Consider the following 21,274-nt stretch of genomic DNA (forward strand, 5'->3'; position numbering starts at 1 on the left):
AGTGACAGAAACACACATAAAACATCATAATGACAGCACAAATACTTTTCTACATCATTATAGCCATTATCATCATCAATTTTATAAAAGATAAAGTCCTCGATGCTATAAATGCCAAACATTACAGTGACCCAATTCCTGAAATATTAAATGATGTTTACGATACCGAAGAATACAAAAAATCGCAAGCTTACAAAACCGTTAATTACAAATTTGGAATTTGGACATCATTGTTTTCATTTGCCTTAACGTTAAGTTTTTTACTTTTAGATGGTTTTGAATACGTCGATAATATGGCCAGAAGTTATACCGAAAACCCAATTCTTATCGCTTTAATTTTCTTCGGAATTATTATGATTGCTAGCGATATTATTACCACACCATTTTCATATTATAAAACTTTTGTGATTGAAGAGAAATTTGGATTTAATAAAACAACAAAAAAACTCTTCATCTTAGATAAGTTGAAAGGTTTAGTTATGATGACTATTATTGGTGGTGGTATTATTTCATTAATCATTTGGTTTTATCAACTTACAGGAAATCAATTTTGGTTATACGCTTGGGGAATTATAACCGTATTTACTGTCTTTATGAATATGTTTTATTCTAAACTTATTGTGCCACTATTCAATAAACAAACACCTTTAGAAGATGGCGACTTACGAAACAAAATTTCAGCTTATGCCGAATCGGTTGGTTTTAATCTCGACAAAATATTTATCATTGATGGTTCTAAACGAAGCACTAAAGCCAATGCTTACTTTTCAGGTTTTGGAAACGAAAAACGGGTAACGCTTTATGACACATTAGTAAATGATTTAGATGACGAAGAAATCGTTGCCGTTTTAGCGCATGAAGTTGGTCATTATAAAAAGAAACACATCATTTTTAATTTGGTGACTTCTATCCTACTCACCGGATTCACACTTTTCATCTTATCTATCTTTATTTCTAACCCCTTATTATCAAATGCTATTGGTGTAGAGGTTCCAAGTTTTCATGTAGGACTAATTGCTTTTGGGTTACTCTACTCACCTATTTCTGAACTTACAAGTTTGATAATGAATTACGCCTCTCGTGTTTTTGAATACCAAGCTGATGATTATGTAAAAAACACTTATAAAGCAGAACCTTTAATTACATCTTTAAAGAAACTATCTAAAAATAGCTTGAGTAATTTAACACCTCATAAAGCTTATGTATTTATGCATTATTCGCATCCTACGCTTTTAGAACGTGTTGAAAATTTGAAGAAGTAAAATACTTGTAAATCATCAAAATTAAAAATCTTGAATAATACAGACATAGAAGATTCTTATGTAAACACAAATGCTATTGAAGCACCTGAGTCTGATTATTTATATATTCAACCTTCACAAATTAAAAATGCAGGTAATGGTTTATTTACCGCTATGGAAATCTATGAAGATGAAATCATTTCGTTATTTAAAGGTGAAATTATAAACAATGACGAAGCTAAATTAAGAGCAGAACAGAATAACGATAAGTATTTCATCAACCTATTAGATGATACTATTATGGATAGTATGCATACGGATTGCTACGCCAAATATGCTAATGACGCTGAAGGTTTATCTACATCTAGCAAATTTAAGAACAACACTACAATTACTTTAGATGAGGATCATAATGTTTGCATAAAAGCTTCCAGAAACATAGAACCAGGAGAAGAGCTGTTTTGTGGTTATGGTGAATCGTATTGGGAAAAACATAGTTAATCACATTTTAATGTTTCAATTAAATTTTTAAAAATTCATCTAATTTACACTATTTAAAACCTCTCAATTTAATCATCATCGCCTACACTTTTAGAACGTATTAACAATTTATTAAAGTAAATCTCACTGATTTCATCCTATAAACAATTGAATTTCCTTAACTTTGTTAAGGACTTAAAACATTAAATAATGACTGAATTAAAAAATAAAAAGGCACTAATTACTGGAGGCGGAAGAGGCCTTGGAAAAGCAACTGCTTTAGCTTTCGCAAAAGAAGGAATTGACGTTGCCATTACAGGTAGAAATGAAGCGGTTTTAAAAGAAACAGTTTCTGAGATAAAAGCTTTAGGTGTAAATGCTATTTATTCTGTATTTGATGTTAGTAATTATGAAGAGGTTCAAAAGAGCATAAAAACTATCGTTGAAACACTTGGAACTATCGATATTCTAGTTAACAATGCAGGTATCGCTGCCTTTGGAACTTTAAATGATATGGAAGTTGACCAATGGAGCCAAATTATACAAACCAATGTTATGGGTATGTATTATGTCACTAAAGAAGTTCTTCCTTATTTAATAGAAAAGAACGAAGGTGAAATTATTAACGTTTCTTCTACAGCTGGATTAAACGGAAATGCAACAACTTCAGCATATTCTGCTTCAAAATTTGCAGTTATAGGAATGTCTCAATCATTGATGAAAGAGGTTCGTAAAAACAATATTAGAGTTTGTACCTTAACACCAAGTACAATCGCTTCAGATATGTCTATAGAATTGGGAATAGCCAATAAAGATTCTGAAGATAGCGTTTTACAACCCGAAGATTTTGCAGAACTAATTATTGCTGGCTTAAAATTACCAAGAAGAGCTATGATGGCAAATGCTTCATTATGGTCTACTAACCCGTAATTAATTTTAAATATTAAAAACAATTAAACCTGCATTAACTGTAGGTTTTGTTGTTTTAATAAATCATATAATTTTAATTATCTTAGAGTTCTTAAACCACAATAACTGATATTATAATTTTAAATAAAAAGAAATGCTACCAGAAAATTCTTTATTCCTAATTCCTTTTTCTTCAGGTGTCATTTTTATAATTGCGGGCTTTATTATGCTCAAATTTCCACCAAAAAAAATTAATAGTATTTATGGCTACAGAACTAATGCCTCAATGAAAAATCAAGAACGATGGGATTTTGCCCAAATCTATTCCTCTAAGAAAATGATGAAAATTGGTACTTCACTAGCTTTTAGCGCTTTGATCGGATGGATTTATCAACCATCAGAAAATATTGCTACAATATTAGGCTTATGCATATTACTTTCTGCTATAATATTTTTAATCTCAATGGTTGAAAAAAAATTAAAATCAAAATTCACCAAAGATCTATAATATTTAATTTTTCTCATTATCCTCAAAAAAATTATTGCCCATTAAAAACGGATTCACTACATTAGATACATGACAGAGGAAGCTATAGAACAAGAAAACAAAGCCATTGCCAAAGCTTATAAAGAATTACTAAAAGTAAGCTATCGTACCTTAACTGATGAGGATAAAAAATTAATCCGACATGCTTTTGATGTTGCTGTTGATGCCCATAAAGATCAACGACGAAAATCTGGTGAAGCTTATATTTTTCATCCAATTGCCGTTGCTAGAATTGTAGCAAAAGAAATTGGAATGGATGCAACATCTATTGCTGCAGCTTTGCTACATGATGTTGTTGAAGACAATCCAAATTATACCATAGACGATATGGAACAGTTATTTGGTGAAGCTGTTGCTAGAATCGTAGATGGCCTTACCAAAATATCTTCTTTAAAGAAAGATATGGATGTCTCTTTACAAGCTGAGAATTTTAGAAAAATGCTACTAACTCTAAATGATGATGTTAGAGTAATCATTATTAAAATAGCAGACCGTTTGCATAACATGCAAACGATGGACTCCATGAGATCTGACAAGCAAGTTAAGATTGCTTCAGAAACCTTATACATTTATGCCCCTTTAGCACATAGAATCGGCCTTTACAATATTAAAAATGAACTAGAAGATTTAGGTTTAAAATATACTGAACCTGAAGTTTATAATGACATTTTAGGAAAGATTCAAGATAGTAAAGAAGATCAAGATGCTTATATTAAAGCCTTTTCTAAAGTTATAGAAGACTCGTTAAACACAGAAGGCCTAAACTATGAAATAAAAGGAAGAACAAAATCAATCTTCAGTATTAGAAGAAAAATGCTAAAACAAGGCGTTTCTTTTGATGAAGTCTATGATAAATTTGCTGTCCGAATTATTTATAGCTCCGATACAGCTAACGAGAAATTTTTAGCTTGGAAAATATATTCTATAGTTACAGATCACTTCACTCCTAACCCAATTAGACTTAGAGATTGGATATCATCACCAAAATCTACAGGATACGAAGCTCTACACATTACCGTTGTTGGACCAAAAAGCCGTTGGGTAGAAGTTCAAATCCGTAGTGCACGTATGAACGAAATTGCGGAAAAAGGCTATGCTGCACACTATAAATACAAAAATGCGGACGCCAAAGAAGATAATCTAGACCTTTGGATTAATCGCTTGCAAGAAGCTTTAGAAAGCAACGAAGCGGATGCTGTAGATTTTGTAGAGCAGTTTAAACTCAATTTATACTCTAAAGAAATCTTTGTCTTTTCGCCTAAAGGAGATTTAAAATCTTTACCTAAAGGAGCAACACCATTAGATTTTGCTTTTGGTATACACACCGAAGTTGGTTTAAGAACACGTGGAGCAAAAGTGAATGACAAATTAGTTCCTTTAAGCCATATTCTGCAAAGTGGAGATCGTGTAGAAATCATGACTTCTGATAATGCAAAACCTAACGTTAATTGGTTAGATTATGCTACCACAGCTAGAGCGCGAACTAAAATTAAATCGGCATTAAATGAGGACACTAAATTAATAGCAGAAGAAGGGAAAGAAATTTTAAGACGAAAATTAAAGCAACTTAAAATTACACTAAATGAATCCTCTGTAAATGAACTTGTTAGTTATTTCAAGTTAAACACATCCTTAGATTTGTTTTACCGTGTTGGCATTGGCACCATTGACAACCCTAAATTAAAAGCATTTACAGCTTCTAGAAGTAATGCTTTTGTTAGTTATTTTAAAAACAAAATATATAAACCAAACGTCCCTAAGGATATTCATAAAGAAGAAATAACTTCTAAATATGATATGTTGGTGTTTGGTAAAGAAGAAGAAAAACTAAACTATACATTAGCAAATTGCTGTAATCCTATTCCTGGAGATAAAGTATTTGGTTTCTTAACTATAAATGATGGCTTAAAAGTGCATAAAATGAATTGTCCTAATGCGCTAAGTTTGCAATCTAATTATGCCTACAGAATTATGCAGGCAAAATGGATCGATTCTTCACAACAAGTTTATACCTCTCAAATTATTTTATCTGGTATCGATAATATGGGCTTAGTAAATGAAATCACTAGACTTATTTCAGAAAACATGCATGTTAATATGAAAAGTATTAGCTTTTCTAGTGACGATGGCATTTTTACAGGAAAAATTACCGTTCAAGTAAAAAATCAAGCCATGCTTAAAAAACTTATTAATAAGCTTAAAAAAATAAACGGAATTGACAAAGTAACACGCGTATAAATTGTTATCAACCATTAATTTAAAATTTGTTCATTTCTTTCTTTTTTTAATCCTACTTTTTATAATTCATATCCTATAAAATTTGTTTAAATTTGCTCCTTATTATGAATGCAACCACAGAAGAAAGTAATCAGGAAATTGTAAAACGTGTATTTACACAATTCCTTGAAGATAAAGGTCATAGAAAAACACCTGAGCGTTACGCTATACTTCAAGAAATTTACGATAACAAAGAACATTTTGATATTGAGTCTTTATATATCAAAATGAAAAACAAAAATTATCGCGTAAGTAGAGCTACGCTTTATAATACAATAGAATTACTTTTAGAATGTGCCTTGGTTCGCAAACATCAGTTTGGACAAAGTCAGGCACATTATGAAAAATCTTATTTTGATAAGAATCACGATCATGTGATTCTTACAGATACAGGAGAAGTCATAGAATTCTGTGATCCACGCATTCAATCCATCAAAAAAACCATAGAAGAGGTTTTTGATATTCAGATAACAAATCATTCATTATATTTTTACGGTAATCGTAAAAAGGACGACTAACTCAATTTAAAAATGGCAGTAGATTTACTACTTGGATTACAATGGGGAGATGAAGGCAAAGGAAAGATTGTCGATGTATTTACCTCTAATTACGACATTATTGCACGCTTTCAAGGTGGGCCAAACGCTGGACACACTTTGGTGTTTAACGGCAAAAAACATGTATTACATACCATTCCATCTGGTATATTTCATGAAGACAAAGTAAATCTAGTTGGAAACGGTGTTGTTATAGACCCCGTAATTTTCAAAAAAGAGCTAGATAAATTAAAAGAGCAAAACGTAGATTACAAAAAATCACTTTGTATTTCTCGTAAAGCACACATCATTTTACCAACGCACCGTTTGTTAGATGCTGCAAGCGAAGCTTCTAAAGGAAAGGCTAAAATTGGTTCTACATTAAAAGGTATTGGTCCAACTTACATGGACAAAACTGGTAGAAATGGTATCCGTGTTGGTGATATTGAATTAGCAGATTTCAAAGACAAATACAGAGCTTTAGCAGATAAGCACGAAGCAATGATTGCATTTTATAATGCTGATATTGAATATGATCTTAAGGAATTAGAAGCAGATTTCTTTGAAGCTATAGAAACTTTAAAATCTTTAAAATTTATTGATTCTGAAGAATATATTTATCAAGCACAACAATCTGGTAAAACAATTTTAGCAGAAGGAGCTCAAGGCTCTTTATTAGATATTGATTTCGGAACTTATCCTTTTGTAACATCATCTAATACTACTGCCGCTGGTGCTTGTACAGGTTTAGGTGTTGCTCCTAACCAAATTGGTGAAGTCTTCGGTATCTTTAAAGCTTACACTACTCGTGTTGGTTCTGGACCATTCCCTACTGAATTATTTGATGAAGATGGAGAAACTATGGGCCGTGTTGGTCAAGAATTTGGAGCAACAACAGGAAGATCTAGACGTTGTGGTTGGTTAGATTTAGTTGCGCTTCGTTATGCTTGTCAAGTTAATGGTGTTACACAATTAATTATGATGAAAGGAGATGTACTTTCTGGTTTCGAAACTTTAAAAGTATGTACTGCTTATAATTATAAAGGAGAAACAATTACACACCTACCTTATAATATTGAAGAAGAAAATATTGCACCAATATATACAGAAATTAAAGGTTGGGCTGCTGATTTAACAGGAATGACTGAAGCATCAGAATTGCCAGAAAACTTAAATGGATATATTGAATTCTTAGAAAAAGAACTTAATTTACCTATTACCATAGTATCTGTAGGTCCAGACCGTAAACAAACAATTATCCGTAAAACGGTTTAATAAGAGTTCTACAAATTAATTGGTTTTTTTGTGAAATTTAAAGTGTAGATATAGCATCTTAGCTTTAAGATATTTCACGGAAAAACCAATGTTTTTATACACCTCAATAGTCTGTAAACGACACTCTTCTGTTAAAGAAAATGTAATACACACTAAAGCAATACTATTAAGTGTTATTTTGTAAAAAACGTATGCCTTTTGAAACAATTTAAAAAACTTTTAGTCCTAATTTTCTTCTCTATTGCTTTCTTTAGTTTTAGTCAAGAAAAAGAAAACATTACCATTAAATATGCTGGGCAATTATTCACAGACAAGGATCTTGAAGCGGGTGCAAAAATATTTATTAGAGATAAATCGCAACAAGTTCATTTTGTACACAAAGGAATTAACATGTGGTGCGATAAAGCTGTTTACTATGAAGATCAAGACTTTATAGAAGCCTATAGTAATGTAGTAATGAAACAAGGCGACACTATTAATATGGTGGCTAAATATGTAGAATATAGCGGAATATCTCAGCTCGCTTTTGCTAGTGGAGATGTTGTTTTAACAGAGCCAAAATCTACACTTAAAACAGACACACTTCATTTTGACAGAATAAAACAACAAGCCTACTATAATACAGGTGGAACTGTAGTAAGAGATTCATCAGGAACAATTACAAGTCAGATTGGCCGTTACTATATGAATGCTAGCAAATATCAATTTGTAAAAGATGTAGAGTTAGTAAATCCTAAATACACTTTAAATACTGAACGTCTCGATTTCTTTACCGAAAATGGACATGCTTATCTTTTTGGACCATCAACTATCGTTGGAGAAACAAGCACTGTATATTGCGAGCGCGGTTTTTATGACACAAATAAAGATATAGGAAATTTTCAACGAAATGCAAAAATAGATTATGATAATAGATCCGTCGAAGGTGATAGTCTATATTTTGATCGCGCAAAAAGTTTTGCTTCAGCTACAAATAATATAACAGTAACAGATACTTTAAATAAAAGTATTGCAAAAGGTCATTACGCCGAAGTTTGGAGAGCTAAAGATTCTATGTTTATTACAAAAAGAGCTTTAGCTATCACAGTTCAGGACAGAGATTCTATTTACATGCATGCAGACACCTTAATGGTCACTGGCAAACCTGAAAATAGAATTACACGTGCTTATAACAACGCCCGACTCTTTAAAAGTGATTTAGCTGGGAAATCAGATTCCATTCACGTTGACCATAAATTAGGTTTAACGCAAATGATTAATCTTAGTAGATATAATTCTAATGATGCTTTTGCCCTTCAACGTAAACCTGTACTTTGGAATATTGGTAACCAAATGACTGGTGATACAATTCATTTAATTTCAAACCCTAAAACAGAACAATTAGATTCATTAAAAGTATTTCAAAACGCATTCTTAATCAATAAAGATACCATTAGCAATGATGCTTTTAATCAAATAAAAGGACAACGATTAATTGGCTTATTTAGAAATAACGAACTGTATAATGTCGATGTCATTAAAAATGCAGAAACGATTCGTTACCTAAGAAATGACGACACTGAATTAATTGGAATTCAAAAATCTAAATCAGGAAGTATTAATGTTCAAATTATAGATCAGGCCATTGATGAAGTAAGATTTATAAATCAGATTGATGGAAATATTTTCCCAGATTCTGACTTCCCTAAAAGTGGAAGAAAATTTAGAGGTTTCGATTGGCGTGGAGAAGAACAACCACTCTCGGTTGAAGATTTATTTAGTGATGATCCACCATTAAATTTACCTATTATTAAAGGTTTAGATGATTATGTCCCTTCAGAAGAGTTTATTGATGATGAAGCTACAGAACGCATTGAAAAAGCAGGAAAAGAAACACCAGAAAAAAAGAATAAAGCAGCTAGGAATTTACCCAAATCCACAACAGTTGCACCTTTAAAAACAATACCACTAAAAAGTCAAACTTCAAAAAGCGACGGTATTAAAGAGAAAGAATAATTGAAAACAGATTTTTTAAAATATCAAGCTCAGACAACACCTCATCCATTAGCTATGGAGATAAGTCATGCAAAAGGATCTTATATTTATGATACCAAAGGCAAAGCTTACCTCGATTTTGTAGCTGGAGTTTCAGCGTGTAGTTTAGGACATTCGCATCCCAAAGTAGTGAGCGCAATTAAAGATCAAGTAGACCAATATCTTCATGTGATGGTTTATGGAGAATACATTCAAACTCCTGCTTTAGAATTATCGAAATTAATAGCATACCATTTACCAGCACCTTTAGAAGTTACTTACTTAGTTAATTCAGGAACGGAGGCGATTGAAGGAAGCCTTAAATTAGCACGACGTTTTACTGGCCGTTCAGAAATTATTGCCGCAAAAAATGCTTATCACGGTAATACAATGGGGTCGCTTAGCCTAATGGATTACGACGAACGTAAGAAGCCCTTTTTACCTCTTATACCAGATATTAAGCACATAACGTTTAATTTAGAAAGTGATATAAATAAAATCACAGAACAAACAGCTGCCGTTATCCTTGAAACCATTCAAGGTGGTGCAGGTTTTATAGAACCTACCGATGACTATCTAACAAAAGTTCAAAAACGTTGTAATGAGGTTGGAGCTGTTTTTATTTTAGATGAAATACAACCAGGAATAGGGAGAACAGGAAAACTCTTTGGATTTGAGAATTATAACTGTCAACCAGATATCGTTGTTACAGGTAAAGGCTTAGGAGGCGGATTACCAATAGGAGCGTTTACTGCATCTAAAGAAATGATGGACTCATTAAGTGACAATCCTAAACTAGGTCATATTACAACTTTTGGAGGTAATCCCGTTATTGCAGCTGCTGCATTAGCAACATTAAAAGAAATTACATCGTCTAATTTAATAGCTGAGACCTTAGAAAAAGAAAAAATAATACGAGAACAGCTTCAACACAAGCATATTGAAGAAATTAGAGGTCGAGGATTAATGTTGGCTGCTTTTACAGAAAGTACAGAAATTACTAGCGAGGTTATTTTAAGCGCTCAAAAAGAAGGTTTAATTTTATTTTGGTTGTTGTTTGAACCCAAAGCAATTCGTATTACGCCGCCATTAACTATTTCTAATGATGAGATTATTGAAGGTTGTCGTTTAATAAAATCTATTTTAGATAAAATTTAAACAAAAAAAACACACATTAAAACAATAAAAATCAACTACTTAAACACAAAACAAGATTTCATATTACAGTGTTAATTAATTTGTTAAGAACATTTATCAAAAAAACGATGTTGCACAAACTATAACTGTAATTTTATTTCAGCGAATTATAAAACCATTTATGCAATATAGTCAAGAAGACGAAAATTTCCCTCTTACTCGATTCGAGTCGATGTTAAAGACAAATAATATTTTGTTCTTTGACTCTAACGAGTTTGAAAACATTATTCATCATTACCTAGAAAATGGTAAGATTGCATTGGCTAAACGCGCCATTAAGCTAGGTCTATCTCAGCACCCTAGTTCTGTAAACCTTAGATTATTTCAAGTTGAAATCTTTATTTTAGGAGACAAATTTCAGGAAGCTGATGATCTTTTAGATCGTTTGCATAATTTAGAACCGACAAACGAAGAAATTTTTATACAAAAGGCAAACGTATTATCTAAACAAGATAAGCATCAAAAAGCCATAAACACTTTACTCATTGCCATAGATCTTTCTAATACGCCAGAAGATGATGCTGATTTATACGCATTGGTTGGCATGGAATATCTATTTTTAGATCAATTTGAAAATGCGATTGTATTTTTTAAAAAATGTCTAGAAAGCGATACAGCAGATTATTCTGCTCTTCATAATATAGTATATTGTTATGATTTTTTAGATCAGAATTCTGAAGCTATAGAATATTTAAATTCATACTTAGATTTAAATCCTTATTGCGAAGTTGCCTGGCACCAGTTAGGAAGACAGTATTTTACGATAAAAGAATATGCTAAGGCAAGTTCTGCTTTTGACTTTGCAATTATTTCAGATGATACTTTTGTAGGTGCTTATATTGAAAAAGGAAAGGTTTTAGAGAAGTTAAAAAAATACGAAGAAGCTATTGAAAACTATAAAATTACACTAGCTTTAGATGATCCTACTTCTTTTGCATTATTGCGTACAGGACAATGCTATGCTAAATTAGAACAAGAAGATTTAGCCATACAATTCTTTAAAAAGACTATTGATGAAGATCCAATGCTAGACAAAGGATGGATTGCCATTACTAAGTTTTACATGAAACGTCTTAATTATCAAAAAGCTTTATATTACATTAATAAAGCCGTGATTGTTGATGGAGATAATGTGGTCTACTGGAAACTATATGCTACGGTAAATAAACGCTTAAACTTTTTAGAAGAAGCAGAACGAGGTTACAAAAAAGCTTTAGATTTAGGCAACTTTGAACTAGATACTTGGTTAAACAGATCTGATGTATTAACGACTTTAGGAGAATACAATACTGCAATTTATAATTTAATTCAAACTTCTGAATTTTACCCAGAAAGCGCAGAAGTAGAATACCGTTTAGCTGGTTTATATTTTGCTACGCATCAATCTGAAGAAGGGCGTTTTCATTTAAAGAATGCCACTCGACTTAATATTGATTATAACTTTATAATTTCAGAATTATTCCCTCAACTAATCGACAGACCGATGATTAGAGCTATAATTTCAGAAGCTAAAAAGGCTTCTAACTAAAAGAAAATAATCTTATCTTAGCATTTCATATTTAATAAAAAATGCAGAGAAGATTTTTAGATTATTTAATCATTACTTTTAAGGGTATCGCCATGGGAGCCGCCGATGTTGTTCCTGGTGTTTCAGGCGGAACAATTGCATTTATCTCTGGTATTTACGAAGAGCTTATTGAAAGCATAGATAAAGTTAACTTAGGCGTTTTAAAAATATGGAAAAAAGAGGGTTTTAAAGCAGCTTGGAACTCTTTTAACGGTAATTTTTTAATAGCGCTTTTCTCTGGTATTGCTATTAGTATACTATCCTTAGCCAAATTAATAAAATGGTTATTACATAACGAGCCTATATTACTTTGGTCCTTCTTCTTCGGACTTGTTTTAGCTAGTATTCTCTACATTGCTAAACAAATTAAAGATTGGTCTATAAAATTAGTTGTCGCTATAATAATCACATCTATTCTATCCTTTTACATAACATTAGCAGAACCATTTGCCTCACCAGATAGTCCTTTTTATCTTTTATTCTGTGGTTTTATCGCTATTATAGCAATGATCTTACCTGGCGTTTCAGGTGCTTTTATTCTATTGATTTTAGGAGCTTACCAAACTGCTATTGATACCATTAATAATTTAAGAGACGGGTTATTAACAGCCAACATGGAACTCTTTAAAGACGCATTCTTAAATTTTTTACTATTAGCCGTTGGAGCTATTATTGGACTTAAGGTATTTTCTAAAGCCTTAAATTGGATGTTTAAGCATCATAAGAATCTGACGTTAGCTATATTAACTGGTTTTATGATTGGCTCTTTAAATAAAATTTGGCCATGGAAAGAAATTTTAAAAACACGTATAAATTCTGAAGGAGAGGTCGTTACCTTACTTGATAAAAGTATACTACCAACATCTTACGCCGGAGATAACGAATTGGCAATGGCCATCGTTTTTATTGTTATTGGTTTTGCTGCAATCCTCGTATTAGAAAGTTTAGGAAAACAAAAAAATAACGTTTAATGCAAAGCACAAGAACCCTTATAGATCGCATATTTTTGGTCATTAAAGGTTTGGCCATGGGAGCTGCAAATAAAGTCCCTGGTGTTTCAGGTGGTGTTGTGGCATTTGTAGCTGGTTTTTACGAAGAGTTTATCTACTCATTGCAACGCGTTAACAAAAATGCTTTTAAGCTTTTAATTAACTTTAGATTTAAAAGTTTCTATCAATATATAAATGGTAAATTTTTAAGCTTATTATTCTTAGGAATGATAGTAAGCTACTTTAGTGTTTCAAAATTATTAGATTATCTCATTGTGCACTATGAACTTTATGTTTGGAGTACTTTCTTTGGAATGATTTTAGGCTCAATATACTACCTCAGTAAAGACTTTAAAGAATGGAATAAAACAACACTTCTATCCTTAACTCTTGGAGTATTAGCAGGTATTAGCACAAGTTTTTTAGACCCCGCAACAGAAAATGATAATTTATTTTTTGTATTTTTCTGTGGTATTATTAGTGTTTCAGGAATGACCTTACCTGGTTTCTCTGGATCATTTATACTTATTCTTTTAGGCAATTATGTTTTATTATTAGTCGATTCAGTCAATGCACTTTATGACACTATTCTCGACATTTTTAGTGGTAATTTTGAATTTATTCATAATGTTGTCCGTATCAGAATGCTCAAAGTCTTATCGGTATTCACTTTAGGTTCAGTGGTAGGTTTAGTAACATTTTCTCACATACTAAATTATATTCTTAAACATTATAAGTATATTACACTTGCAGCTATCATGGGGTTTATTATAGGATCTCTTGGAGTCGTTTGGCCATGGAAAGAAACAATATACAAGACACAAAGTAGTGGTTCTTTAATACTAGATTCTGCTGGAAGACAAATCATTACTAATTACCGTCGTTTTTTACCTGAATTGAACACCCAAACTTATATCGCAATTGCTTATATTGCCCTAGGAATCCTGATAGTTTTAGGATTAGAATGGTATGGAAAACAAACAAGACAACAACAAAAAATATAAATTTGGACTCTTAGGTCGCGATATCTCATACTCTTTTTCAAGAGGATATTTTGCTGAAAAATTTAAAAAAGAAAATTTACCACACACTTACGTAAACTTCGATTTACCTAATATTGAGGACCTCAATGAAGTTCTGAGTAGCACATCAAATATAAAAGGCATAAACGTTACTATTCCTTACAAAGAAGAAGTAATTCCTTTATTAGATGACCTAAACAAACGTGCAAAAAAAATTGGTGCTGTTAACACTATAAAAATAACACGCAACAACAAATTAATAGGCTATAATACCGATTACTATGGTTTTAAAAACTCATTAAAACCACATTTAAAAAAATATCATAAACGAGCATTAATTCTTGGCACAGGTGGCGCATCTAAAGCCATAGCGTATGCGCTTAAAAAACTTAAAATCAAATTCGATTATGTATCTCGTACTAAAAAAGAAGGTGTCACTTATACTTATTCTGATTTAAATGACAAAATAATCGCTAAACACACCATCATAATTAATTGTACGCCAATTGGCACATTTCCTAATGTTAATGAGTGTCCCAACATTCCATATGATGCTATTACAAAAAAACACATTTTGTACGATTTAATATACAATCCCCAACAAACAAAATTTTTAGCTTGTGGGCATTTAAAAGAAGCCACCACAATAAATGGAGCTGAAATGCTTAAGTTACAAGCCGAAAAATCTTGGCAAATCTGGAATAAACACTAAAATATAACCAATAGGGCATTTCCTTTGTAGTTAAGCCACTTGTTAGTATCTTTAACAACTTATTATTAAATAAATTGACACATGTCTGAGAATGATAACCTGCAAGACGCAGATGGAAAAAAAGAAGTAGAATCAACAGAAGCTACTCCAAAAGTACAAACTGAAATAAAAACTGAAGTTCCTTCAGAAATTGAAAAACTAGAAGAAGAAACGAGCAGTGAAGAACAAGTTACAGAACACACAACTGAAGTCGTTAAAGATGATTTAGTTGATGAGATTGAAGCTTCTAATGCAGAAGATGCTGAAGACGAATCTAATGCAGAACGTCATGAAGTTGAAGAGAAAGACTATCATGCCATGACAATGGATGAGTTAGTTGCAGAAACAAGTAGACTTTTAGAAAGACACAAAGTTCAAACGATATCTAAACATATCAATGAGATAAAAAGCGAGTTTAATGCTAAATTTAGTGAACTTCTAGACGAGAAAAAAGAAGAATTCATTGAAGAAGGTGGTAATGAAATAGACTTTTATTATACCAACGATACCAAAAAGCAATTCAATTCATTATATAAAGATTATAAGCAAAATATAAATGCTTATTACAAGGAACGCGAGCAGAACCTTAAGCAAAATCTTGAAAATAGATTGCAAATTATTGAAGATATTAAAGGTTTACTTGGTGTTGAAGAAAACATGGGTACAACTTATAAAAACTTCAAAGAGTTACAAGATAAGTGGAGAACAGCCGGACCTATTCCTAGAGATAAGTATAACAATGCTTGGAACACCTATCACCATCATGTAGAACGCTTTTACGACTTTTTACATCTCAATAATGATTTGAGAGATATGGATTTCAAACACAACTATGATCAGAAATTAAAAATCATAGAACGTGCTGAAGAATTAGCGGAAGACGAAAACACCAATCGTTCTTTTAGGGAATTACAAGTTTTACATAAACTTTGGAAAGAAGAACTTGGACCTGTAGGTAAAGAACATAGAGAAGAAATTTGGGAACGTTTTAGTAAAGCCACCAAAGCAATCCACGATAAGCGCCAAGCTTATTTTGCTGATATGGATAAAGCGCACGAAAAAAATCTAGAGCGTAAAGAAGAAATTATTGCACAAATAACTGCTATCGCAGAAAAGAAAAGTACGTCTCATAGTGCTTGGCAAAACAATATTAAAGAAATCGAAACTTTAAGAGACGCCTTCTTTAAAGCTGGAAAAGTACCATTAAAAGTTAATGAAGGTACTTGGGCTAAATTTAAAGGAGCTGTTAGAACTTTCAATAGAGGAAAAAATAGCTTTTATAAAGATTTAAAGAAAGATCAATTTGATAATCTTAAAAAGAAAAAAGATTTAATTCAAATTGCAGAAGACAATAAAGACGGTGAAGATTTTGCAACTATTACTCCATTAATGAAGAAAATTCAAGATGAATGGAAGAAAATAGGACATGTTCCAAGACGTGATAGTGACAAAATATGGAAACAGTTTAAAAAAGCTTGTAACCATTATTTTGACAGAATGCACCAAGAACGTAAAGCAAAAGATCAACATTTGTTTGATGCGTTTGATAAAAAAGTAAAGCTTTTAGATCAACTTAAAACTTTAGAACTTACTGAAGATCCTAAAGCTGATATTAAAACGTTACAAGATAAAATCGCTGAGTGGAAAGAGATCGGATATGTACCACAAAACAAACGTTATATTGATGGTAAATTCTACAAGGCTATAGATGACGCTTTTGACAAAGTTAAAATGGACAAGTCTAAAGTTGAAATGATTAAATTTGAAAGCAAGCTTGAAAATTTAGCAGATCCTAATGATACAAGATTACTTGATAACGAATATAATTTTATTAAAAAACGTATTGACGAAATTAAATCTGAAATTAACCAATTAGAAAATAACTTACAGTTCTTTTCTAACGTAAAATCAGATAATCCGTTAGTTAAAGATGTTCATAAAAACATTGCAAAACATAAAACTGATTTAGATACTTGGAAAGCAAAGCTGACTAAAGTACGTGGAATGTATAGCTAGTTTTTTAATTAGCGCTATAATATAAAACCAAAATGATAAGAGACAACTGGAAAGAGGAATGGAAGACCATAATTTTTGATGAAAACATTTCAGAAAAAGAGAAATTTAAAATTTCTAATTATGGTAGACTTATTAACTGTAAAACTGAAGAGGATTTTCTAGTTAAGAAATACTATATTAATGGTTACCAAAATTTACCGCTCAAACAAAAGAAAAATGGAAAATTAACAAGTAGATATGTTCATAAGCTTGTTGCACAGCATTTTTTAGAACAAAACGACGGAATTTTTGTCATTCATTTAAATTATGATAAAACTGATAATCGTGTAGAAAATTTAAAATGGGCTACCAAAAGAGAGAAAGAATTACATCAGTTTAAAAACCCACAATTTAAAAATATTAAACGAAAAAAGCCTTCAACAGCTAAACTAACAGAGACTAAAGTTAAGTTCATAAAACGGAAGATAAACGATCCTAATCGTAGAACAAGACTTAAGATGATAGCGAAGCAATTCGGGATTTCTGAGATGCAACTCTACAGAATAAAAACTGGGGAGAACTGGGGTGAAGTCACTGAATAAAAAATAGTTTTTTTTAATATAAAAAAAGGTTAAAAATATCAAAACCCATCTGATTCAACAGATGGGTTTTGCCCTAACTAAACTAAATTAATCTTAATTATAACCGCTTAAATAATAATTAAGATATCCTACTAAGATTATAAAAACTTTGGTAGTTCTTATATACAGTATTTACGTACAGAAAATAGTTTTGGATGTTTAGTTCGAAACTTTTTAATGAATTTAACAAATCACTAATTATTCAGGTTGTAATTTCATCTAAATATGAAGCTACATCTTATTAAAATTATAGATAAAACACCTCAAAGTGAATTTTATCTATAATTATTTTAAGACTTAATAATAAGTATATTTTAAATGCTTGAGTTTCTAATTAAGCAGTAAAAAATCGCAAAGTATTAGAGTAACTTTGCTTCTTCCCAAAAGACATCCATCTCAGAAAGTGTCATATCTTTTAAAGATTTGTCCATAGACTTTGCTTTGCTTTCAAGGTATTGAAAGCGTTTTATAAATTTCTTATTGGTGCGCTCTAATGCATTTTCAGGACTTACATTAAGAAAGCGTGCATAGTTAATCATCGAGAACATTACATCCCCAAATTCACTTTCAATAGCGTCTTGATCACCTTTTTCAATTTCAACTCGCAACTCTTCGAGCTCCTCCTCTACTTTTGCAAAAACTTGTTGTGGCTCTTCCCAATCAAAACCAACGCCAGCTACTTTTTCTTGTATGCGACTCGCTTTTACCATAGCAGGCAAACTTCTTGGTACACCTTCTAAAACACTAGTTTTACCTTCTTTTAACTTCAATTGTTCCCAATTCCGCTTTACTTCAGCTTCATCTTTAACAACAACATCGCCGTAAATATGAGGATGGCGACTTATAAGTTTATCGCAGATGCTATTACAAACATCTGCGATATTAAAAGTATTTGTTTCACTTCCTATTTTAGAATAAAAAACAATATGAAGTAAGACATCTCCCAATTCCTTTTTAACCTCTTCTAAATCATCATCTAAAATGGCATCACCAAGTTCGTAAACTTCTTCAATAGTAAGATGACGTAAGGTTTCCATAGTTTGTTTTTTATCCCACGGACATTGCTCTCGCAACTCATCCATGATAATTAACAAACGCTCAAAGGCTTTTAATTGGGCTTTTTTGTCAGACATTTTTATTCTTCTTCTGAAGTCTCTTTTTCTTCTTTTATTTCTTCTAATGATCCTAAAAGTTCATTTTTTTGAAGTAAATTATACCATTGAATAACCTTCTTAATATCTGAAGGGTATACACGGTCTTCATCATAATCTGGTAAAACTTCAAAGAAAAACTCCTCTAAAGCATCTTTACCATCTTTATGACTAATAGAAGTTGGCTCACCATTTTCCTTTTCCTTAATTTTTTTAAGAACTTCTCTTAATGGTACTTCTTCTGTTAATGTATAAATAGCGATTTCGCTAAGAATACTGATATTACTGTGTGCACCAACAGTGATACGCTTTTTATCTACTAAAGATTCTACAACAGCACCAGATCTTGTCTGTGCTACTATTTGGTATAAACCAGGCTTACCTGATATTGATAAAATTTTGTCTAAACTCATATATATATTATTAGCGTTTTTTGCTCATTGCAGGAAAACGCATTCTGTAATCTATTTTAATCTTACCTTTTGAAATATTGGTAAGTTTTCCTTTTATTAATCGTCTTTTAAATGAAGATAATTTATCTGTAAATAAAATACCATCAATATGATCATATTCATGCTGAATTACTCGAGCAATTAAACCATCATATTCTTCAACATGGGTTTCAAAATTTTCATCTTGATATTGAATTTTAATTTTTGGTTTTCTAAAAACGTCTTCTCTTACATCTGGTATACTTAAACAACCTTCATTAAAAGCCCATTCTTCACCTTCTTCATCTAAAATCTGAGCATTTATGAACGTTTTTTTGAAGTTCTTCATTTGCTCACTTTCTTTTTCAGAAAGATCTTCATCATCTGCAAAAGGACTTGTATCTACTATAAATAAACGAATTGCTAAACCTATTTGAGGTGCCGCTAAACCAACTCCGTACGCACCATACATGGTTTCGTACATATTGTCTATAAGTTCATTTATTTTAGGATAATCTTTGTCAATTTCCTTAGCCTCTTTCTTTAGAACAGCATCGCCGTAGGCTACGATAGGTAAAATCATAATTCTTTTATTTTCGGGTGCAAAAGTACCAAATTCTCTGATAATATTCAGAATTTCAAAAACTAAATTCTAAAGCTTTATATCTAAAACATTACTGCTTAATAGCCTAAAACTTAATTTGAAATTATTCTAAGTTTAAATTAGGGCTATAACAAAGGCTCTTATTATTGTGCACTAGAAAGATAACTTTGTAAAATAAGCGTCGCACTAATTTCATCAACTAATGCTTTATTTTTACGTTGTTTTTTCTTCAATCCGCTATCAATCATCGTCTGAAATGCCATTTTTGATGTAAAACGTTCATCGACGCGATCAACAGGGATTTGAGGAATTTCTTTTAACAATTGTTTTAAGAATTTTTGAATATAAACCTCACTTTCAGAAGGTGTATTGTCCATTTGTTTTGGTAAACCCACTACAATTTTTTCAACCTTTTCTGCTAAAACATATTTTTTTAAATACTCAAGCAATTGTTTTGTATCTACAGTAGTAAGTCCAGATGCTATAATTTGCATTTCATCTGTAACAGCTAATCCTGTTCGTTTTGTACCATAATCTATAGCTAATATTCTTCCCATTATACAAAGATAAGGTAATAAAAAACGCTTCCTTATAATAAGGAAGCGTTTTTAAACAATCAATTTAACCGAATTAATGTAATGATCTACTCCCTCTAAAAAATAAATCATACTCTTAACTATTATTAAGACACTACATTTTCTGATGGGTCACATTTTTTTCTTAAAGTATTTTAGCTTCAGTTATTATAAAAGTATCTTTGACAAAAAAACTATTGATTTTATGAAACAACTACAGTCTGTAATAGAAAATGCTTGGGACGATCGCTCTCTTTTAACAAATAAAGTAACCATTGATGCTATTAGAAGTGTCGTAGATTTAGTTGATGCTGGTACATTACGTGTAGCAGAACCTACTACCGATGGTTGGCAAGTTAATGAATGGGTTAAAAAAGCGGTAGTTTTATATTTCCCAATTCAGAAAATGGAAACTTTTGAAGTTGGCATTTTTGAATATCATGATAAAATTCCACTAAAGCGTGGTTATGCCTCTAAAGGAATTAGAGTTGTACCAAACGCAGTAGCAAGACATGGTGCTTACATTTCTTCTGGCACAATTTTAATGCCAAGTTATGTAAATATTGGTGCATACGTAGACGAAGGAACTATGGTCGATACATGGGCTACTGTGGGTAGTTGTGCTCAAATTGGTAAAAATGTACATCTTTCTGGAGGTGTTGGTATTGGTGGCGTTTTAGAACCATTACAAGCTGCTCCTGTAATTATTGAAGATGGTGCATTTATTGGCTCTCGTTGTATTGTTGTTGAAGGCGTACGCGTAGAAAAAGAGGCTGTTTTAGGTGCTAACGTTGTTTTAACAATGAGCACTAAAATTATAGATGTTACTGGAGACAAACCTGTAGAAACTAAAGGTGTTATACCTGCACGTTCTGTAGTGATTCCTGGTAGTTACACTAAAAAGTTTGCGGCTGGCGAATTCCAAGTGCCTTGTGCATTAATTATAGGAAAACGTAAAGAAAGCACTAATAAAAAGACCTCTTTAAATGATGCTTTACGTGAATATGATGTAGCTGTATAATACGTTACTAAATTGAAAAAATATAATAATCCAACTGTGATAAATTGATTTG

At 31.6% G+C, this 21,274-nt stretch carries 20 protein-coding genes; 16 read left to right on the forward strand and 4 right to left on the reverse strand.

Annotation, left to right across the window (positions count from 1 at the left end; all coding sequences use genetic code 11):
• Positions 1–29: 29 nt before the first annotated feature.
• The 15 genes from HM985_RS10555 to HM985_RS10625 all read left to right on the forward strand — a co-directional run bounded on the left by HM985_RS10555 (position 30) and on the right by HM985_RS10625 (position 17,401).
• On the forward strand, positions 30–1,262 hold the full coding sequence (locus tag HM985_RS10555; protein WP_179376215.1) for a M48 family metallopeptidase: 1,233 nt from the start codon (positions 30–32) through the stop codon (positions 1,260–1,262).
• A 30-nt stretch (positions 1,263–1,292) separates the two neighbouring features.
• Complete coding sequence (locus HM985_RS10560) at positions 1,293–1,742, forward strand: SET domain-containing protein-lysine N-methyltransferase (protein WP_246284996.1); 450 nt, start codon at positions 1,293–1,295, stop codon at positions 1,740–1,742.
• A 189-nt stretch (positions 1,743–1,931) separates the two neighbouring features.
• Positions 1,932–2,651 carry a 3-ketoacyl-ACP reductase gene (locus tag HM985_RS10565; protein WP_179376216.1) on the forward strand — a complete coding sequence of 240 codons (720 nt, stop codon included), beginning with the start codon at positions 1,932–1,934 and terminating at the stop codon, positions 2,649–2,651.
• 133 nt (positions 2,652–2,784) lie between these two features.
• Positions 2,785–3,138 carry an SdpI family protein gene (locus HM985_RS10570; RefSeq protein ID WP_179376217.1) on the forward strand — a complete coding sequence of 118 codons (354 nt, stop codon included), beginning with the start codon at positions 2,785–2,787 and terminating at the stop codon, positions 3,136–3,138.
• Between the two features lie 69 nt (positions 3,139–3,207).
• Entirely contained in the window at positions 3,208–5,415 is a 2,208-nt protein-coding gene (locus HM985_RS10575) for a RelA/SpoT family protein (protein ID WP_179376218.1), read from the forward strand.
• A 104-nt stretch (positions 5,416–5,519) separates the two neighbouring features.
• Entirely contained in the window at positions 5,520–5,972 is a 453-nt protein-coding gene (locus HM985_RS10580; RefSeq protein ID WP_092468045.1) for a Fur family transcriptional regulator, read from the forward strand.
• A 12-nt stretch (positions 5,973–5,984) separates the two neighbouring features.
• Positions 5,985–7,265 (forward strand): adenylosuccinate synthase, encoded by a 1,281-nt coding sequence (locus HM985_RS10585; RefSeq protein ID WP_179376219.1) that lies wholly within the window; start codon positions 5,985–5,987, stop codon positions 7,263–7,265.
• Between the two features lie 198 nt (positions 7,266–7,463).
• On the forward strand, positions 7,464–9,260 hold the full coding sequence (locus tag HM985_RS10590) for an OstA-like protein (RefSeq protein WP_179376220.1): 1,797 nt from the start codon (positions 7,464–7,466) through the stop codon (positions 9,258–9,260).
• Positions 9,261–10,436, forward strand: coding sequence for an aspartate aminotransferase family protein (locus HM985_RS10595; RefSeq protein WP_179376221.1), 1,176 nt, complete (start codon positions 9,261–9,263; stop codon positions 10,434–10,436). It abuts the gene before it with no gap.
• 160 nt (positions 10,437–10,596) lie between these two features.
• Complete coding sequence (locus HM985_RS10600) at positions 10,597–12,003, forward strand: tetratricopeptide repeat protein (protein WP_179376222.1); 1,407 nt, start codon at positions 10,597–10,599, stop codon at positions 12,001–12,003.
• A gap of 41 nt (positions 12,004–12,044) precedes the next feature.
• Positions 12,045–13,013 carry a DUF368 domain-containing protein gene (locus tag HM985_RS10605; protein WP_179376223.1) on the forward strand — a complete coding sequence of 323 codons (969 nt, stop codon included), beginning with the start codon at positions 12,045–12,047 and terminating at the stop codon, positions 13,011–13,013.
• Positions 13,013–14,035 carry a DUF368 domain-containing protein gene (locus tag HM985_RS10610; protein WP_179376224.1) on the forward strand — a complete coding sequence of 341 codons (1,023 nt, stop codon included), beginning with the start codon at positions 13,013–13,015 and terminating at the stop codon, positions 14,033–14,035. Before HM985_RS10605 ends, HM985_RS10610 begins: the two co-directional genes overlap by 1 nt.
• Positions 14,001–14,765, forward strand: coding sequence for a shikimate dehydrogenase family protein (locus tag HM985_RS10615; RefSeq protein WP_179376225.1), 765 nt, complete (start codon positions 14,001–14,003; stop codon positions 14,763–14,765). Before HM985_RS10610 ends, HM985_RS10615 begins: the two co-directional genes overlap by 35 nt.
• 81 nt (positions 14,766–14,846) lie before the next feature.
• Positions 14,847–16,820: a DUF349 domain-containing protein gene (locus tag HM985_RS10620; protein WP_179376226.1), complete on the forward strand. Its 1,974-nt coding sequence runs from the start codon at positions 14,847–14,849 to the stop codon at positions 16,818–16,820.
• Between the two features lie 32 nt (positions 16,821–16,852).
• Complete coding sequence (locus HM985_RS10625; RefSeq protein ID WP_179376227.1) at positions 16,853–17,401, forward strand: HNH endonuclease; 549 nt, start codon at positions 16,853–16,855, stop codon at positions 17,399–17,401.
• A gap of 398 nt (positions 17,402–17,799) precedes the next feature.
• On the opposite strand, the gene mazG is transcribed toward HM985_RS10625, so the two are convergent.
• From mazG to ruvX, 4 genes are all read right to left on the reverse strand, one after another.
• Positions 17,800–18,573, reverse strand: a complete 774-nt coding sequence (gene mazG / locus HM985_RS10630; RefSeq protein WP_179376228.1) for a nucleoside triphosphate pyrophosphohydrolase — start codon at positions 18,571–18,573, stop codon at positions 17,800–17,802.
• A 2-nt stretch (positions 18,574–18,575) separates the two neighbouring features.
• Entirely contained in the window at positions 18,576–19,004 is a 429-nt protein-coding gene (locus HM985_RS10635) for a DUF5606 family protein (protein WP_179376229.1), read from the reverse strand.
• Between the two features lie 10 nt (positions 19,005–19,014).
• Complete coding sequence (gene def / locus HM985_RS10640; protein WP_179376230.1) at positions 19,015–19,605, reverse strand: peptide deformylase; 591 nt, start codon at positions 19,603–19,605, stop codon at positions 19,015–19,017.
• Between the two features lie 164 nt (positions 19,606–19,769).
• The gene (gene ruvX, locus HM985_RS10645; protein ID WP_179376231.1) at positions 19,770–20,183 is read right to left on the reverse strand and encodes a Holliday junction resolvase RuvX; all 414 of its coding nucleotides are present in this window, start codon (positions 20,181–20,183) and stop codon (positions 19,770–19,772) included.
• Between the two features lie 223 nt (positions 20,184–20,406).
• Between ruvX and HM985_RS10650 the strand changes: the two genes are divergently transcribed.
• Positions 20,407–21,222 (forward strand): 2,3,4,5-tetrahydropyridine-2,6-dicarboxylate N-succinyltransferase, encoded by an 816-nt coding sequence (locus HM985_RS10650; RefSeq protein WP_179376232.1) that lies wholly within the window; start codon positions 20,407–20,409, stop codon positions 21,220–21,222.
• Positions 21,223–21,274 lie beyond the last annotated feature (52 nt).

The sequence above is a fragment of the Winogradskyella wichelsiae genome, from assembly GCF_013403925.1.
Taxonomy (GTDB): Bacteria; Bacteroidota; Bacteroidia; order Flavobacteriales; family Flavobacteriaceae; genus Winogradskyella; species Winogradskyella wichelsiae.